This is a genomic window from Myxococcales bacterium (assembly GCA_016716835.1).
Classification (GTDB): domain Bacteria; phylum Myxococcota_A; class Polyangia; order Haliangiales; family Haliangiaceae; genus JADJUW01.
In genome coordinates this window covers 1,496,651-1,515,275 of sequence record JADJUW010000001.1, presented here as the reverse complement: position 1 = coordinate 1,515,275, position 18,625 = coordinate 1,496,651, and the positions used below count along the sequence as shown (strand labels likewise).

Sequence of the window (18,625 nt, the reverse complement as noted above, 5' to 3'; positions counted from 1 at the left end):
TGGGGCGCTCGTGCTCGACGTTGCGCGCATGGCAAATACGAAGGTGAAAAAGCCTGAGATCTGCCAATATTGGTGGGAAAAAACGCTCGAGTTCGACGCCGCCAACGACGAGGCGCTCACGGAACTTGGCAAGATCTACGAGCGCAACCGCGAATGGAGCAAGCTCGCCGATGTGCTGGAGCGGCAGGCCGATCAGCTGCCCGACGCAAAAGCGCGGATCGAGGCGTATCAGCGCCTAGGCATCCTCTACATGGAAAAGATCGAGGGCAACGATCGCGCCGCCGATCTTGCGATTGATGCCTGGCAAAAACTGCTGGCGCTCGATGAAAATCATCGGCGAGCCCAGGATTCGCTCAAGAAGCTCTATATTGGCGCGGGACGCTGGACCGAGCTTGAGGCGCTTTACCGCGATCGCGGCAAGCTCGACGAGTATGTTCGCACCGTGCTTGAGCGCGAGGTAGACGCGGGACCAGAGGGGCAACGCGTCACGGTTGGCCTGCGCGTCGCGGAGCTGTATCGCGATGAACTCGCCAAGCCCGATCGGGCCCTGCGGGCGTTTGAAAAGGTATTGCAGCTCGATCCGCAAAACCTCGCCGCCGCCGAGGCGCTGATTCCACTTTTTGAGGCTGCCAAGGACCCTAAGCGGTTGGTGTCCGTGCTCGAAATCCAGCTCGCGCAAACCGGCGATGCGTTCGCGCGCGCCGAACGCATGCGCGTGCTCGCCGAGCTATCGGAAGATAAGCTGCGCGACAAGGGCGCCGCCCTGGCGTGGTGGCTCAAGGCCCACCGCGACGCACCGCGCGATAGCGCCCTATGGCAACACCTGGACCGTTTGGCGCAAGAGACGGGCGCCTACGCAGAGCTGGCCGACGCCTACGAGGCTACGCTTAAGAGCGAAGGTAACAGCCGCGATACGCTGCCCATTCTCGAAACCCTGGCCCGCCTGGTCGAGCAAGAGCTGGGCGATTTAGACCGCGCGCTCGCGCTGAATCGCGCCATCTTGGAGATCGAAGATTCGCATGATGCCGCGCTCGATGCGCTGGACCGCCTTTTTGGTAGCCAAGGGGCAATTTGGCGATCTCAAGCAAGTCTATGCGCGCAAGCTCGAGCTAACGAGCGAGCCCGAGGCGCGGATCGCGATCCTCAGCAAGTTGGGCTTGCTCTTTGAAAACGAAGTCAAAGACGACGCCGAGGCCATCAAGGCGTATTTGTCGATTACCGACATGGCGCCCGACGACAAGGGCGCCTTGGCAGCCCTTGCGCGCTTGTATGAGCGCGGCGAAAAGTGGCAGGAACTCGCCGATGTGCTGCAGCGGCAGATGGTCGTCATCGGCCTCGAAGATGATCGCGCGGCGCATCTCGAACTGCGTCGCAAGCTCGCCGAGACGCGTGATCTCAGGCTGGGCCAAGCCGCCTCCGCCATAGAAGTCTATCGCGATATGCTTGATGTCGATCCCGGCAACACCGCGGCAAGGGCCGCGCTGGAGCGCAAGCTCGATGACAAGGAACATCGCGGCGTCGCGGCCGCCGTGCTCGAGCCCATCTACGAACAAACCGCGGATTGGGCCCAGCTCGTCTTGGTGCAAGAAATCAAGGTAGCGGCCGAGGCGGACCCCTCGACGCGGGCGGCGCTGCTGTTGCGTATTGGCGAATTGTATCGCCTGCGGCTAGGCAATGCGGAAAAGGCGGCCGACGCCTATGGCCGTTGTCTCGAGCAAGAACCTGGCAATGAAGTCGCGCAGCAAGAGCTCGAGTCGTTGGCAGATTTGCTCGACGGCGGCTGGGAGAGTTATGCGGCGCTGCTTGAGAAATCGCTGAAGTCCGATGAACTCGACGCGGTCCAGACCCATCAAATGGCGCTCAAGCTCGGTGAGGCCTATTTGCATCGCCTCGGCAAGATCGATCGTGCCGTCGAGGCCTACCAACGCGCGCTGACCGTCGAGCCCGACGACGAACGCGCCTTGGCGGCGCTGGAATCGATTTTTGCCAGCCAGGAGCGTTATCCGGAACTCCTCGATGTCTATCGTCGCAAGGCGGACATCGTCGCGACCGATGCCGAGCGGCTCGATGTCTTGTTTAAGATCGCCGAGATCCAGGACCAAATGCTGGGGCAGCGCGACGAGGCAATCGCGGCCTATGGCGAAGTGCTGGCGCAGGATGCGGACAATTTGGTTGCCTTGCGGGCGCTCGATCGCCTGTTTGAGGGCGGGGGACGTTGGCAAGATTTGGGTGACAATCTCACGCGGCAGCTAACCATCGTCGAAGACGATGCGCAGCGCGTGCCGTTGCTGGTGCGCCTGGCCCACGTGCGGGAAACGCGACTTGGTGAACAGGCCGCCGCGGTTGAGACCTATCGCCAAGCCCTCGATACCGATGCCGGCAACGTCGAGGCCATCATGGCCTTGCAGCGACTCGGCCAGCAGGCTGAGTTCGAGCTAGCCGTGGCTAATATTCTTGAGCCGCTTTATCGCGACCAAGGCGATGCGACCAAGCAGATTGGTGCGCTCGAGATCATCGTCAGGCATTCATTCGATCCGGCGCAGAAACTCGCCTTGCTTCACCAGATCGCCGAATTGCACGAAATCGCGCTTAGCGACATGAAGGCGGCATTTGCCGCCCATGCCCGGGCGCTAGCCGAAGATCCGCAAGACGCGGTCACACTTGCCCAGCTGGAGCGGCTCGCCATCGGGCTAGGCGATCCACAAGCGCTGGTCACGTTGTATCTCGAGGCCGCGACCGCCGCCGCCGATGACGAACTGCGCATTGGCTTGCGCTACCGCGCGGCGCGCGTGCAAGAAGAGGCTATCGGCGATGCGCAGGCCGCGGTTGCGACCCTCGAAGAGGTACTTAAAGTGGACCCTTCGCAAGAGATCGCGGCGACGCGCATTCAAGCGATCTGGCAGATGACGGGCAATTCGGCGGGCTTGGTGGACATTCTGCGCCGCCGCAGCGACGTCGCCGCCGACACGGCGTCCAAGCAGGAATTTCTCTATCGCGCCGCGCAGCTTCAGGAAGAAGTGCTCGCCGACCAAGAGGCCGCCATCGCGACGTATCAGCACATCCTAACGATCGACGATGCTGACGAGACGGCCCTGGCCGCGCTCGAGCGGCTGTTTATTCGGCTGGAGCGCTGGAGCCAGCTCAAAGACGTCTATGCCAAGCGTGCCGATCTGGCCGCCGACCCCGAAGAGAAGAAGCGAACGCTCTACGTCCTGGGGCAGGTCTACGATCGCGAGCTCGGCAATACAGCTAAGGCCATCGAAACGTACCAACAAATCTTGGACGTCGATGCCACCGAGGTGCCCGCGATTCAGGCGCTCGATCGCCTGCTTGGGCAGGCCGAACGTTGGTACGACCTGCTTGGCAACCTTGAGCGTCAGATCAAGCTATCGGGCAATGATCAAGAAACGGTGGCGCTCACCTACCGCGTCGGCCTGTTATGGCAGACGCATCTTGGCGACACCAACCGTGCAGTCGAGACCTATCGCGGGGCCCTCGCGCTTGATCCGTATCACCCAGAAACCCTTGCAGCCCTTGACGGGCTGCTTCGTGGCAGCGCGGAACCCCTGGCGGCGGCCAAAGTTCTCGAGCCGATTTATGAGGCCTCGGGACAATGGGCTCAGTTGGCCGCGGTGTTTGAAATCATGGTGGCGCAGACCGAAGAACCGGCCGAGCGGGTCGGCTTCTTGCATCGACTGGCGCATCTCCAGGAGGCTCAGCTAACAAATCCGGACGCGGCGTATGAGGCTTACGGCCGAGCGCTCGCGGACGACCGCAGCAACGAACTAACCATAGGTCATCTTGAGCGCTTGTCGGACCAGCTCGGCAAATGGCCACAGACGGGGGCGTTGTACCTCGCGCAGGTTGAGTCGGCGGGCGAGCCAAGCAAGCAAGTTGAAGTCCTGTTGCGCGCAGCGCGGGTGTTCCAGCAAGAAACTGGTGACTTGCAGGCCGCGATTGCGAGCCATACCCGGGTGTTGGCGATTGAGCCCGAGCAGGCCGTGTCGCTGGAGGCACTCGACGACCTATATTCGCACACGCAGCAATGGGCCGAGCTTGGCGGCATCCTGCGCACGCGGGCTCGCCTCTCAAGCGACGAAAACGACGCGGCCTTGTACCAGTTTCGCTTGGGGCAGACCCTTGAGCACGCCCTGGGCGATGCCCGAGGCGCGATCGATGTCTATCGCGAGGTGCTGTTCGCGATGCCGACCCATGCCCCGACGATCGCGGCGCTGGAAAGCCTATTTGCGGGCAACCAACACCAATCTGAGGTGATCGCGATTCTTGAACCACTTTACGAGCAGGCCGGCGAGTTCGAAAAACTGCATGCCGTATATCAGGCGCAGTTGGCGGCGCAGGTCGCCCCACGTGAGCGCTTGGCCATGTTGCAGCGCCTGGCGGAGCTAGCCGAGTCGAGGCTGGCCGATCCGGGGCGCGCCTTCCAATGGTGGGCGCAAGCGCTCATCGAAGATCCATCATCAGAGTTGGCGTCGGAGCAACTCGAACGCTTCGCGGGCGACCTTGGCGCGTGGGACCATCTCGCCGCTTCGTATCAGCAGGCGCTTGATGAGAATGCCTCGCTCGAGCGCACGATCGTTCGCGACGTGCTGATCAAGCGTGGACGCGTGCTTGAAGAGGAAATCGGCGACGTCGCGGGTGCGGTCGATGCCTACCTGCGCGTGTTGCAGCTCGCGCCAGAAGATGAGGCGGCCCTGCTAGCCCTCGATCGCTTGTATCTCGCGGCGGGCATGTATGACGAGCTCGTCGAAGTGCTGCGGCGGCGCGTCGCGCTGGCCGATGATCCAGACCAGCGCAATGAGCTCTTGTTTCGCCGTGGCGAAATCTATGCATCGGTGCTTGGTGATCTCGATGCCGCGCTTGGGGCTTACCGCGCCGTGCTAGAGGGCGACAGCCGCAACCGCAAGGCGCTCGAAGCTGAGGAAGAGATTTATTTTCGCCGAGAAGAATGGGCCAAGCTTTACGCCACCTACGAAAAATTGGTCGATGTAGCCGCCGGCGACGACGAACTATCAGGCGTTTACGCACGCATGGCGCGGGTTGCGGCAGATGCGCTGGGCCAAGATGATCATGCCGTCGACCTTTGGCGTCGCGTGGCTGATATCCGGGGGGAAGACGCCGAGACCCTCGGCGCGGTCGCCGAAATTTACGAACGCAATGGCCAATGGGAGCCATACGTCGAGACCCTGGAACGCCAAGTCGCGATCACCCCCGACGAGCGCGAGCAGATTGCGCTTTATAAATCGATGGGGCGCATCTGGGCGAGCCAGCTCGCGCGGCCGCGCAACGCCATCGATGCGTGGCTGGCGGCAGATCGCATTAATCCTGTCGATGGCGAGACGTTGACGGCGCTTTGCGAGCTATATCAAAACACCCAAGCCTGGGACGAGCTCAGCAGCAGCTTGCGCCGGCTGATTGCGGTCTCAGTCGACTCGCAATCGTTTTCAGATGAAGTCCTCATCGCCCAGTACAGCCAGCTCGGTGAGCTCGAAGGTGATGTGCTTGGCCGCGTTGACGACGCCATCGAGGCGTGGCAACAGGTGTTGCATCTCGATCCGCGCAACGAAGCCGCGATCACGGCGCTCGAAGCGCTCTATACCCGCGAGGCACGCTGGGACGGCGTTGTCGAGATCCTGCAACAGCGGGCGCAGCTCGCCAGCGACCCTGACATGCGCGCCGAACACCTGCTCCAGGCGGGCGCTATTTGGGAAGAAAAGGTCGGCAATCTCGCGAATGCGGCGCAGCTGTTTGAATTGGTACATCAAGAGGCGCCCGCCAATCTCTTGGCGAGCGAACGCCTCGAATCGATCTATCGCAGCCAGTATCGCTGGAGCGAGCTCGTCGAGGTGTTTCTTACCCGTGGCGAATTTCTCGCCGACGACGCGCAACGAATCGCGTTGTTTCACGAAACCGCGCGGATCTATGAAACCGAGCTCGGCGATCAGGAATCCGCCTTCTTGGTGCTGCAGGCCGCCTTCAAGCTAGACTATGCAAACGAAACCACCTCGCGCGAGCTAGAACGGCTTGCCGGCGCAACCGGCAAGTGGGCCGAGCTGCTGACTGAGTACACCGAGCAGGTGCGTACGCTGGAGGTCGAAAACCGCGTTGCTGCGGCGGAGCTTTGGGTCAAGATCGGTCGCTGGTACAGCGAGCATCTCTCGCACGTCGACTACGCGATGCACTCGGTGCAAGAGGCCCTGCGGATCGATCCGGGCCATCCCGGGGCCTTAGTGGCCTTGGCCGATCTGCAGCGTCGCCGTGGCATGTGGCGCGAGCTGCAAGACACGCTCAATCGGCATATTGCCGTCGAGCAAGACGTCGCCGCGCGCACCGAATTGTCGTTACAACTCGCCGAATTGTGGGAAGGCCAGCTGCAGGACCCGCAACAAGCGCTATATGCCTATCAGCAGGCCTTGTCGGCCGATCCAGAAAATCGCGGCGCGCTGAGCTCCTTGGAACGGCTGTATCGCCGCGCCGAGGCGTGGGATGCGTTGATCGATGTCTTGTACCGTCGCGCGGCCGTCGAAAGCGATCCGGAAGAGGCCACCCGCGTGCGCATCGAAATTGGCCAGGTCTACGACCAGCGGGTCGGGGCCTACCAGCAAGCGATTGAGGCCTATCGCAGAGTCCTCGAAATTGACGCCGCCAACCTGACCGCGCTGCGCTCGTTGGAAGAACTCTACGACAAGACCAATCAACCACAGCCCTATCTCGAAGTGCTGGAGCTGCAGCTCGACGTGTCGCCTACCGATAGCGAGCGCGTCGCGCTTTATGGCCGCATGGCCGCGGCTTGGGAGGAGCGGTATGCCAAGCTCGATCGCGCCGCCGATTGCTACGAAAAGATTGTGGCGCTCGACCCGCGCAATGCCGCGGCCTTCCGCGAGCTCGAACGACTGTACTATCAGTCTGGGAAATGGGACGCCCTGGTCGAGACGTACCGCAACCATATCCCCGCCACGGCCGACATCGCGTCGCGGATTGATCTGTATTGCGCCATGGGTGGCTTGTACGAGGCCCAACTCGACAACCCCGACCGCGCGCTCGAGGCCTACAACGAGGCCCTAACGCTTAGGCAGGATGAGCCGCGGGCGCTTGATGCGCTGGGACGTCTTTATGAACGGATTGGCGACTGGCATCGCGCCGTTGAGGCCCAAAGCGCCTACGTGCGCATCGTCGACGATGTGCGGACGCAATCCGAATTGTACCGCCGCATGGGGACGATTCTGCATCAGCAGATCAAGGACCCTGAGGCGGCGGAGTCGCACCTGTTGCACGCCCTTACCCTTGACCCGGCCAATGCCGCGGCGATGGAAGCCTTGGTCGCGATGTATCGCGAGCGCGGAGATTGGCTCAAGGCCGCGCAGATGATGGTCCGCGCCGAGGCGGCAATGCCGGTGCCGACCGATAAGGTGCGTCTGCTCTATGGCGCCGCCGTAATCTACGAGCAGCGGTTGGCCCATGCCGATCACGCCAAGCAACTCTACGCAGCGGTGATCGCGCTCGATCCCGAACACGTCGAAGCGGGGCGGCCATTGGCGCGCCTGTACTTTGAAGCCCAAGAATGGGCGGCGCTCGCGCCGGTCGTCGAAATGCTCGTGCGCAAATTGGGGGATGGCGGCGCCGATGGGCAGGAGCTCAATGAGCTGTATTACCAGGCAGGCCGCGCCGCCGATGAGACCGGTGACTTGCGTCGGGCCGGGGCCTATTACAAGGCGGCCTATGATCTCGACCCGACCTACCTGCCTACGCTCATCAGCCGCGCCGATTTGCTCTATAAGATGCAAGATTGGGACGGCGCGGGCAAGCTCTACCAGACCTTGCTAGTGCAGCAGCGGGACGTCACCAGCAACGCCGACGTGGTGCGTACCTATTTCCGCTTAGGCATGGTTCGGCAGCATCTAGGTGAGCGCAAAAAGGCGCACAACATGTTCGAGAAGGCGTTGGAAATCGATCCGACCCATCGCGATACGTTGCTCGCCATGGTCGCCTTGCAAGAACAGCAAGAGGAGTGGGAATCGGTCGTACACGCCAAACGCGGCCTGTTGGCAACGGCCTCCGAAAAGGAGCGCGTCGCCTTGCTCGGTGAAATCGGCGAAATCTACAAGGAGAAGCTGGCGAATCCGCAGAAAGCCATCGCCTCATTTACCGAGGCCCTCGATTTCGCGCCTAACGATCACTCGCTCTTGCAGCGCTTGCTCGATCTCTACGTCGATACCCAGCAATGGAAAAAAGCCGTGGAGACGATTGTGCGGTTTACCGAGATCGAAAAAGAGCCGGTGTCGCGCGGTCAGTACTTCCTGGCCTCGGCCAATATTTTTCGCGATAAGTTGCAGTCAATTGACGAGGCCGTGGACCACTACAACCTCGCGCTCGACAACTTCTTCGAAGATCCTGCCAAGCTCTCGGCACAGATGTTGCCCAAGGCGCTTAAGGCCTTTGCAGAGATTGACAAGCTGCAGACCACCAAACGCGCGTGGAAGGATCAGGAACGCAGCTATCGCAACATGCTCAAGCGCATCGACAAGCCAGGCGTGGATCCCGCGACCTACAACAAGCTGCGGGTCGATCTGCTTCATGCACTGGGCGAGGTCTACCGCTCGCGGCTCAAGCATTACCAGAGCGCGGTCGGCGCCTTTGAGCTGGCGCAGCAGCTCGATCCCGACAATGCGGCGCGCGCCGAGATCTTGGCGGAGTTGTATCTGACGGCGGGGTCTGAGTACGCCGACAAGGCCGTCGACCAGCACGTGCGCATGCTCAATGCCGAGCCCTTTAAGTACGATAGCTACAAGGCGCTCTACAAGATCTATTCAGAGACGCAGCAGTACGACAAGCAGTGGTGCATTAGCGCCACCTTGGCGTTTCTTAAAAAGGCCGACCCCCACGAGCTCGAGTTTTACGAGCAGTATAAGCCGCGCGGGCTCGCAAAGGCGGCGAGCGCGATGAATACGGAATCGTGGGGCCGCATGGTGCCCGAGCAGGAAAATCGCTATATCTCGGCCATCTTCGCGGCGGTCTACCAAGGCGTCGCGGCGATGAAGGCGTATCCGCACAAGGACCTCGGGCTCAAGCGCAAGGACAAGCGCGACGTGCGGACCGATCAGCTCATGCTGTCGCGGGCGCTCTACTACGCCGCCCAGGCCTTGGGCGTGCCGCTGCCCGAAGTATTTGTGCTTGAGGATAACAAGCCGGCGGAAATTCAGCTCGCGAATTTTATCGATAAGACCGAGTTGTGTCCGGCCTTTGTGGTCAGGCCACAGTTGTTTCAAGGCAAGTCGGAGAAGGAGTTGGCCTTTGCGGCCGCGCGACGGCTCACCTTTATGCGGCCCGAGTACTATTTGAAGCTGCTGTTGCCAACCAATACCGAGCTTAAGGTGGCGCTGTATTCGGCGATCGCCTTGGTCAAGCGCGACATCCCGGTGCCGACCGACGTAGCTCCGTTAGTCGCGCAATACTTGCCAGAGATGCAGCAACGCATCACGCCGCAAATGGCTGAGCAACTTGCCCAGGTCGTGCGGTCGTTTCTAAGCCATGAATCCAAGGTTAACCTGGCGGAGTGGGGCCAGGCTGCCGAGGCCGTGTCGCAGCGTGCGGGCTTCGTCTTGTGTGGCGACCTCGAGGTGGCGGCTAAGCTCATTTCGGCCGACCCGTCAGCCGGCGGCCAGAACGCGGTCAAGGAGCGCATCAAAGAGCTCATCTTGTTCTCCATCGGCGAGAACTACTTCGCGGTGCGCAAGCAAATGGGCATCACCATCGGTTAAGCGGTTTTGGCGACCGGGCACCAAGGACATCACTACACTTGGAGTTACCGGCCGGTTGGAGCACGTGTCTTCCTGCTCGCAGATAGTGCGGGTGGACCGGCAGGTGGGCGCACGTGTCTTCCTGCTCGCAGATAGATTGTGGACCGGCAGGTGGCGCACGTGTCTTCCTGCTCGCAGATAGATGGAGGACCGGCAGGTGGACGCACGTGTCTTCCTGCTCGCAGATAGCGACCCTCCGGGGCATGGCGAGACGGCTGTGGTATCCACATCCTTCGGTGCCACGAACACCGCCCTGCAATCTATGCTCGCGGAAGAAACGTGCGCCACCTACCGGTAGGACTTTGCGCCGTGGAGGTACAGCGCAGCTGACACCGCGCCTGATTAGGGGCACCCCTTACGCCTTGGTGACTTCGCCCCACGCGCCGCCTGCGGCGCTGCGGAGCCCGACGACGCGAAAGACCTGAAGCTCTTCGGCTTTGCCTTTGACGCGCACGGGTGGGAGCGGCATGGCGTCGATGTATTCGGCGACATGGGAATAGGTTGCTTCCGAGATGATGATTTCGCCGGCCTTGGCGAGATTGACCAAGCGCGAGGCGACGTTCATGGCGTCGCCAATCGCGGTATATTGCAAGGCCCTTGTCGAGCCAATCGCGCCGGTAATGACGGTGCCCGTATTGATGCCAATGCCGATGCGAATGGGCTCGAGGTTCTCCGCGGCGCGCGTCCGATTGAATTCATCGAGCCCTTGCATCATGGCAACCGCGCAGAGCACGGACTTGAGCGGCGCGTTTTCAATGGCGATGGGCGCACCAAAAAGGCCGATGATCTCATCGCCGACAAATTTGTCCAAGGTGCCGGAGTAGCGGAACAGAATATCCACCATGATCTCGAAGTATTCGTTGAGGGTGGTGACGACTTCTTGCGGCGGCGTGCCGTCCGACATGGTGGTGAACCCTCGAATGTCGGAAAAGAGCATGGTGATTTCGGAGAGGCGGCCGCCCTTTTCGATGACGAGCTCGCCCTTGACGACTTGCTCGACGACCGATGGCGGGATGAGTCGCGAGATCTGCGCCCGTGTTTGGGCCTCCTGCTCGATGCGCTGGGCGAGCCGCGCATTCTGGATCGCAATCGCGGCCTGCGAGGCCATGCCGGTGCAAATCTGCAGGTCTTTCTCGGTAAACGCGTTGGAGGCAAACAGCGAGTCGAGATGGATGAGGCCCAGCAACTCGTCGCGCACCAGCAAGGGCAGGGTCATGGTCGACCGGATGCCCTGCATAATGATGCTGTGCGCGGCGGCAAACCTCGAATCGACGGTGGCATCAGAGGATAAGACGGCGGCGCGGTTGCCGATGACCTCGGACAGCACCGTCCGCGAAAGCACGATGTCGTTGTCGGATTTGCCCGACTTGGTCTTCACGTACTGCGGCACCGGGTCGCCGTGTTCATTCATGAACAAGATCGCGCCGCGGTCGGCCCCCACCAGTTCGATGGCCTGGTCGAGAATTTTTGGCAAGAGGCGTTCGAGGTCGAGCTCGGCGCCGACCGCACGGGCGAGCTGGTGGCCCATGCGCAAGCGCTCGTAGTCGCGGCGCAGGATGCGTTCATCCTGCACCTCTTTTTCAGGCAAGAAGTCGCCGGCATCGGCGCTGATCCGGTTGCGGATGTGGCTCGCCGCGACGCCGGCGGAGATGGTGACCTTGCTCAGCGGCGGCGGTGGCGGCGAGGCTTGCTGCACGAAGATAAGGGTCGTCGACCCCATCGTGATTTCATCGCCGTCGCAGAGGATGCGATCGGCGACGCGCTCGCCGCGAAAAAAGGTGCCGTTGAGCGACTTGAGGTCACGCAGCAGGAAGCGACCGTCGGGCAACGATTGGATGTGCGCGTGCTCTTTGGAGATGATGCGATCGAGGACTTGGATGGTGTTGTCGGGGTGACGCCCGATCGAATTGAAAGGCTTGAGCTCATGCTCCTGCCGCTCATTGCCCGCTACAACGATCAGTCTTGCCATGCCCATTGCCATCGTACCTGTGAACGAATGGACCGTAAACGCATGTGCCGAGATGTCTTGTGCGAAAGGGGGGACTCGAACCCCCACAGTGTTACCCACTGGCTTCTGAGACCAGCGCGTCTACCATTCCGCCACTTTCGCTAAGGTGGGGCAGTGTATGCAGCGGCGGTCAATAGTCAAGCGCGCCAGGCCGCTCACGGAGAAGCGGCGTCCTGGCAGCGGCTAGGCGCGCGATTGGCCGGGGTCGGCATTCTTGAGGCGCGTAATGGCAGGGTCGCGGTGTAGCAGCATCACGGCTAGCACGAAGGTGAGAAGAATCAGCATGTCTTACCGTAGTGCAAGGCCAATGCCGCGCCAGGCCAGTTCATAACATATTGAAATTACTTTGTTTTGGAGCCGATGGCTGGTAGGATTCTGCCACCTCCCATGGTTGAAATCTCGACATTGCTCATCTTGGGGGCAATCATCGCGACCTCCAATGCCATCCAGACGATGACTGGGTTTGGCAGCATTGTCATCGCCCTAACCCTCGGCTCCTTTTGGCTGCCAGTGGCGGAGCTCAAGATCGTGCTCATGGTGTTGGCGTTGCCCCTGTGCGCCATCCCGCTCGTACGCCACGCGGACCAGGTAGACCGCGAGCTGCTGCGGAGACGCATCGCGCCGCTGATGGGGCTGGGGTTGGTGGTTGGCACCGTGGTCGCGCCGTTCATCTCGGCCGCGCAGCTGCAGCTCATCCTGGGCGCGATGGTGCTGACCTTGGCCCTTCGCGATCTGCTCAGCTTGACCGGTATCTGGCCGAGCAAGCCCGTGGTGGCGTTGTTGCCGGCGTGGATGCTCGGCGCCGGCGTGGTACAGGGCATTCTAGCCTCGGGCGGTCCGCTCTTGGTCCGCGCGCTTGCGACGGTGCACATGGATCGCAGTCGGTTCCGCACCACGTTGCTAGCGGTTTGGCTGGTGTGCAATGTCATCGTGCTAGCCGTCGATGCGGCGCAAGGCCACGTCACCACGCATCTGCTTTTGGTGGCGGCGTGTCTTAGCCCGTCTGTACTGATTGGCATTTTTATTGGCGAAAAATTGCACGACAAGGTGAGCCAGCGGCAGTTTGAATTCGTAGTACAGGCGGGGCTCGTCGTCTCGGGGCTCGCCTTGCTCGCAAGGTAGCGCTATTTGACCTGGGACAGAAAGCGCACCGCGGATTGGGCATCCGCCGCAAGACACTTGTTGCCTTTGGCGGCGGCGGCGGCGCGCAACGGCGCCGCGGCTTGCTTGTCGCCAAGCGCACGCAGTTTGGCAATGGCCGTCTTGCGCTCGGCGCAGCTTGGGAGGAGCTGCAGGTCTTGCAGATACGATCCCACCCAATCGACGCGGGGGGCCAACGAGTGTTTTTCTAGGCTAAGCCGTGTGAGCTGTCGCAGGCGGGCATCGGGGGCGAGGGCGGCACCGAGGAGTTGCTCGCTTGCGCGCGCGTCGTCAAGCACTTCGACGCCAAACCACCAAGCGGCGAGCTTAGTGGCGGCGTCTGGCTCTGTCTCCATTGCGGCTAGATTCGCGCGCAGCGTCGGCTCGTCGCGAAGCAGCGGCTCGAGCTCAATCGCCCGGCGGTAGGCTTTTAGCGCGCCCTTATAATCACGGTTGGACGCGAGGGCGTGGCCGAGCTGCGCCTGCGCGAGCGGATCTTCGTTGGCTGCCTTGCTTTGCTTAACCGTGGCGATCGCCGCATTGGGATTGCCGCGCTCAAGCTGGGCCGCGGCCTTGCCGGCGGCGGAATCGGGGGTTGGCGTCGGCAGCCCCGGTTTGCGCGGGACAAAAAACCATCCCAGCGCCGCGAGGCTCAGGGCCACAAGCAGCGCCAGGCCGAGGCGTTTTCTTACGGTCCAGCGGCGGGGCCGAACGTTGGCAAAATCGGCAATCTCGGTTTCTAATTGCTCGATCGCCTCGAGATACGCGGCAGCTGACGCATAGCGAACGTTGGGTCGTTTTTCGAGGCCGCGCCGAATCAGGGCGTCGAGCTCGACTAATGCGGCAGGTGCTACCGGATCGGACTGGGTTGCAAAGAATTGGTCGCGGGTGGCGTGCAGCGGCGGCGGCGGCCGATTGGCGTGCATGCCCATGAGATCCAGCTTGTCGTCCGAAACAAACGGCGGGGCGCCAGCCAACATTTCGTAGGCAACGACCGAGGCCGAATAGAGGTCGCTGCGCGCATCGGCAGGCTCGCCCATGGCTTGTTCTGGCGACATGTACACCGGCGTGCCAAAGGCAATGCCGGCCTGGGTCAGGTTGACATCGGTGGTTGTGGTGGGGCCGACTAGTTTGGCGATGCCAAAATCGACGATCTTGGCGAAGGCGTCATCGTGCCCCTGGCGAACCACGAAGACATTGGCGGGCTTGACGTCGCGGTGCACGATCCCCATGTGGTGGGCGTGGGCCAGGCCGCGCAAGATGTGCTTTAAGATGTGGAGCGCGCGACCCGGCTCAAGCGGGCCGTGATGGAGAAGTTCGGTGAGCGGCTTGCCGTCCAAATACTCCATGACAAGATAGAGCGAGCCGTCGGCGAGTTGGCCAAAATCGCTGACGTCGACGCAGTTGGGGTGGCTGATGCGCCCGATCGCAAGCGCCTCGCGCTCAAAACGCGCGCGCACTTCAGGCAAGGCCGCGAGCGGGCCGTGGAGCAGCTTGATTGCCACCGGTCTTGCGATCGCAATGTGTTCGGCGCGGTAAACCACGCCCATGCCGCCTTCACCCAGCACGCCTTCAACGCGATAGCGGTTGTCGATAATGTCGCCGGGGCTGATGTGCCGCTCGCCCGAAGCCGATGGCGCCCGCCCAAGCTCGGCGGTGGCGTCAAGCTCTTCCTGCGGTGGCTTCGTGCCGTCGGTCGCCTCGGCTGCCATCTAAATCGATGATAGCGCAGGTAGGGTGCCCGGGGACGGAATCGAACCGCCGACACGAGGATTTTCAGTCCTCTGCTCTACCGACTGAGCTACCCGGGCTGGGATTAGGGCGAGAAAACTACACACGCCGCCTGCGCTTGTAAACCAGGCGCCGCATGTTTTGCGGGCGCAGATTCTCGAATTTGCAGGCTGCTTGCCGCGCCGCACGGGCTGGCTACTTGCCCGGGGTGCGGCCATCGGGCAGGTTGGGCGGATGCATCCACTTTGGCGCCTCTGGCGGTATGCGACGCGGTACCGCGCCAAGATCAACGTCGCGGTGATCTTCACCGTGCTCAACAAGCTATTTGATGTCTTGCCCGAGGTGTTAATTGGGGTTGCCGTCGACGTGGTGGTGCGCCAGGAGGCGTCATGGCTTGCGCAATTTGGCATCGTCGATTCGATGTCACAGCTCTACCTGCTGGCAGCACTAACCGTCGCCGTGTGGGTCAGCGAAAGCGCGTGTGAATACTGGTACGAGGTGGCGTGGCGCAACCTCGCGCAGGCCTTGCAGCACGATCTGCGGATGGACGTCTATCGCCACGTGCAGGGCCTTGATTTGCAGTATTTCGAGGACAAACAAACCGGCGCGCTGTTGTCGGTGATTGGCGAGGACATCAATCAGCTCGAGCGCTTCGTCAATAATGGCATTTCGCAGATTATCCAAGTCGTTGTCGGCACGTTGCTATGTGGGTTAGCCTTTGTGATTCTCGCGCCGCAAACCGCGGTGTGGGCGCTATTGCCGATTCCCGCTATTATCGTCGGCGCCTATTGGTTTCAGGCCCGGTTGCGGACGCGCTACGGCGCCGTGCGCGAGGCCGCCGCGGCGCTGAGCGGCGTGGTCAATAACAACCTTAGCGGCGTCGCGACGATTCGCGCCTTTGGCCGCGAGGCGCATGAGGATGCGCGCATTGCGGCCTATAGCAACGCCTATCAGACCGCTAATCGCGACGCGATCACCCTGGCGAGCGCCATCACCCCGGTTATTCGCATGGCGATCATGGCGGGCTTTGTCGCGACGTTGCTGGTTGGCGGCCACTTGACGCTGCAGGGCAAGATGGCGGTGGGCGCGTACTCGGTGTTTGTCTTTTTAACCCAACGCTTGCTGTGGCCGCTAACGCGCCTGGCGGAGGTTACCGACATGTACAATCGCTCGGTCGCGGCCATCGGGCGCGCCTTTGCCTTGCTCGATGCACCGCTGGTCATGCCGAGAGGCACGGCGGTGGTAGGGCCTTTGGCGCAAGGCGATCTCACTTTTGAGGCCGTGGACTTTGCCTACGATGCCGCCGCGCCGGTGCTGCGCGGCGTTTCGCTACGCGTCGCGGCGGGGCAGACGGTCGGCCTCGTCGGCGGCACGGGATCGGGCAAGAGCACGATGATGAAGCTGCTCATGAAGTTCTATGCGCCGACCGCGGGCCAGATCACCCTGAGCGGCGCCTCGCTGGCGACGCTGGCGGACGCCGAGGTGCGCGAGGCCATTGGTTATGTTGGGCAAGACGTCTTCCTGATCGACGAGACCATCGCCGAAAACATCCGCTATGGGCGGCTGGCGGCCACGGAGGCCGAGGTCGAAGCGGCGGCGCGCGCCGCGGAGGCGCACGATTTTATCACCGCGCTGCCCGCCGGCTACCAAACCAAGGTGGGCGAACGCGGCCAGCGCCTCTCGGGCGGCCAACGACAACGCATCGCCTTGGCGCGCGCGCTGGTGCGCAATCCGGCCATCTTGATTTTGGATGAGGCGACCAGCGCAGTAGACAATGAGACCGAGGCGGCGATCGCACGCTCGCTCGGGCGTATTACGCAGGGGCGTACAACCTTGATCGTTGCGCACCGGCTTTCTACCGTGCGGCGTGCCGATGTCATCTGTGTGCTCGAGGGCGGCGCCATCGTCGAACAGGGCACCCACGATGCGCTCGTGGCGCTCGGTGGCACCTATGCGTCGCTATGGCGGCTTCAGACGATGGGCGCGGCCTGAGGCGCAGGCGGAGCTTGAGGCGGCGGCAGTGCGCGCACCAGCGCCGGCTCGACGCCGGTCGCGGTGAGGAGTTCGCGTAGCTGCGCGGCCGCCTTGGCGTTGTGGCCTTGCACGCGCTTGGCCAAGATGAGCTCATTCTTTAGCGAATGCTCCCACCCCGCGAGCTCGGTGACCGTCACTTGATAGCCGTTTGCTTCGAGCACCAACGCGCGAATTACATTCGTCAGATGCGAGCCGAATTCGCGGCGGTGCCAGGCGTGGTCTGCCAGCGAAGCCATCGCGGGCGTGGCCTTGGCGGTTTTTAGGAGCTGCGCGACCTCGGCCTGGCAGCATGGCACCACCGCAATGTAGTCGGCGCGCTTTTGCAGCGCCAAGACCAGCGCGTCGTCGGTGGCGGTATCGCAGGCATGCAGCGCGGTAACGAGCTGCACGCGCTCGGGCAGGGCCGCGCCGGCCTGCGCGATGGTGGCGGCCACCGAGGTGAAGCGGTCAAAGCCGTAGGTATTGGCGCGTTCGCGTGCGGCGGTGGACAGCTCGGGGCGCGACTCAATCGATAGCAAGCTGCCCTTGGCCGCCGGCGCGAGCACCGCGGCATAGAGCAGAAAGCCGAGGTAGCTCTTGCCTGCGCCGCAATCCACGACCGTCGGCGCTGCGTGGCGCTGCAGCAGGTCGGTCAAGGCTGGGCGGAGCAGGCCGATCAAGTGCTGGATCTGCTTGAGCTTGCGCCGCGCGTCCGCGTTGAGGTGCCCCTCGCGGGTCAGCAAGTGCAAATCTTGCAACAAGGGCCGCGGAAACTCGGGTGGAATTTCCGCGGCCAAATCTGGCTTGCCAACGCGTGCTCGCATCTGCGGCGTATACATTAGTTTGCGGCGTTTGCGTGCCAATACGTGGGGGCGTGCGCTATGGTGCGCGAGTGAATTACCCCGAAAAACCAACGGTTACGCTGATCGAAGGCAATGGCATCGGCCCGGAAATTGCGGCGGCTACCCTCAAGATGATCGACGCCGCCGGGGGCAGCGTTGCGTGGGATAGGCAATTGGCCGGCACGACCGCAGTCGAGCAAGTAGGCGACCCCTTGCCCCAGGCGACGCTCGACTCCATTAAGCAGCACCAGCTTGCGCTCAAGGGCCCGCTCGCGACGCCGATTGGCGGCGGCTACCGCTCGGTCAATGTGACCTTGCGGCAGCATTTTGATCTCTTCGCCAACGTGCGGCCAGCGTTGTCTATTCCAGGCGTGCCGTCGCGCTTTTCCGGTATCGACATCGTGCTGGTGCGCGAAAACACCGAAGATTTGTACGCCGGCATTGAGCACTACGTCGACGCGCGCCGCACCGCCGCCGAATCGATTGCGATCATCACCAAGTTCGCCTCGGAGCGCGTCATCCGTTACGCATTTGACTACGCCCGCCGCCACGGCCGCAAAAAAATCACCTTGGTGCACAAAGCAAATATCATGAAGCTCTCCAATGGGCTTTTTCTAGACACCGGCCGCGAGGTCGCTAAGGACTTTGCAGATATTGTCTTTGACGACATGATCGTCGACGCCACCGCGATGAAGCTCGTGACCCAGCCCGAGCGGTTTGACATGATCGTCACCATGAACCTCTTTGGCGATATCTTGTCAGACCTGACCGCTGGGCTCATCGGCGGCCTTGGCGTCGCGCCGGCTGCCAACATCGGCGATGGCGGCTGCGCCATGTTCGAGGCTGTCCACGGCACCGCGCCCGATATCGTCGGCAAGGGTATTGCCAACCCCACGGGCCTTGCGATGTCCGCAGTGATGCTGCTTGAGCACGTGGGCCAGACCGCGGCCGCCGCGCGCATGAAGCGCGGCCTGCTCCGCGCGCTGGGCGACGATGCCACGCGCACCGCGGACCTCGGCGGAAAGGCCAACACCGTGCAATTTACCGACGGCGTCATCCGCTACATGGAGTAACCA

7 protein-coding genes and 2 tRNA genes are annotated in these 18,625 nt (G+C 62.3%); 4 read left to right on the top strand and 5 right to left on the bottom strand.

Going from position 1 to position 18,625, the window contains the following annotated elements; all coding sequences use genetic code 11:
* The first annotated feature begins 1,034 nt into the window (after positions 1-1,034).
* Complete coding sequence (locus tag IPL79_06660) at positions 1,035-9,776, top strand: tetratricopeptide repeat protein (protein MBK9070666.1); 8,742 nt, start codon at positions 1,035-1,037, stop codon at positions 9,774-9,776.
* A 394-nt stretch (positions 9,777-10,170) separates the two neighbouring features.
* On the opposite strand, the gene IPL79_06655 is transcribed toward IPL79_06660, so the two are convergent.
* Positions 10,171-11,784 (bottom strand): FHA domain-containing protein, encoded by a 1,614-nt coding sequence (locus IPL79_06655; GenBank protein MBK9070665.1) that lies wholly within the window; start codon positions 11,782-11,784, stop codon positions 10,171-10,173.
* Positions 11,785-11,844: 60 nt separating this feature from the next.
* Positions 11,845-11,925 (bottom strand) — tRNA-Leu (locus IPL79_06650).
* Positions 11,926-12,183: 258 nt separating this feature from the next.
* Here IPL79_06650 and IPL79_06645 point away from each other — a divergent pair.
* Complete coding sequence (locus IPL79_06645; protein MBK9070664.1) at positions 12,184-12,945, top strand: sulfite exporter TauE/SafE family protein; 762 nt, start codon at positions 12,184-12,186, stop codon at positions 12,943-12,945.
* 2 nt (positions 12,946-12,947) lie between these two features.
* Here IPL79_06645 and IPL79_06640 read toward each other — a convergent pair whose 3' ends face one another.
* Together IPL79_06640 and IPL79_06635 are read right to left on the bottom strand one after the other, a co-directional pair.
* On the bottom strand, positions 12,948-14,675 hold the full coding sequence (locus IPL79_06640; GenBank protein ID MBK9070663.1) for a protein kinase: 1,728 nt from the start codon (positions 14,673-14,675) through the stop codon (positions 12,948-12,950).
* A gap of 26 nt (positions 14,676-14,701) precedes the next feature.
* Positions 14,702-14,774 (bottom strand) — tRNA-Phe (locus IPL79_06635).
* 154 nt (positions 14,775-14,928) lie between these two features.
* Here IPL79_06635 and IPL79_06630 point away from each other — a divergent pair.
* Positions 14,929-16,686, top strand: a complete 1,758-nt coding sequence (locus tag IPL79_06630; GenBank protein ID MBK9070662.1) for an ABC transporter ATP-binding protein — start codon at positions 14,929-14,931, stop codon at positions 16,684-16,686.
* On the opposite strand, the gene IPL79_06625 is transcribed toward IPL79_06630, so the two are convergent.
* A complete protein-coding gene (locus IPL79_06625) occupies positions 16,665-17,531 on the bottom strand; it encodes an SAM-dependent methyltransferase (GenBank protein ID MBK9070661.1) in 867 nt (288 codons plus the stop codon). The genes IPL79_06630 and IPL79_06625 overlap by 22 nt on opposite strands.
* 68 nt (positions 17,532-17,599) lie before the next feature.
* On the opposite strand from IPL79_06625, the gene IPL79_06620 reads away from it, so the two are divergent.
* Entirely contained in the window at positions 17,600-18,622 is a 1,023-nt protein-coding gene (locus tag IPL79_06620) for an NAD-dependent isocitrate dehydrogenase (GenBank protein MBK9070660.1), read from the top strand.
* Positions 18,623-18,625 lie beyond the last annotated feature (3 nt).

Bases quoted from the DNA above. Each gene is read 5' to 3' on its own strand.
- IPL79_06660 (MBK9070666.1), top strand. From the start codon at position 1,035: ATGCGCTGGACCGCCTTTTTGGTAGCCAAGGGGCAATTTGGCGATCTC.
- IPL79_06655 (MBK9070665.1), bottom strand. From the start codon at position 11,784: ATGGCAAGACTGATCGTTGTAGCGGGCAATGAGCGGCAGGAGCATGAG.
- IPL79_06645 (MBK9070664.1), top strand. From the start codon at position 12,184: ATGGCTGGTAGGATTCTGCCACCTCCCATGGTTGAAATCTCGACATTG.
- IPL79_06640 (MBK9070663.1), bottom strand. From the start codon at position 14,675: ATGGCAGCCGAGGCGACCGACGGCACGAAGCCACCGCAGGAAGAGCTT.
- IPL79_06630 (MBK9070662.1), top strand. From the start codon at position 14,929: ATGCATCCACTTTGGCGCCTCTGGCGGTATGCGACGCGGTACCGCGCC.
- IPL79_06625 (MBK9070661.1), bottom strand. From the start codon at position 17,531: ATGCGAGCACGCGTTGGCAAGCCAGATTTGGCCGCGGAAATTCCACCC.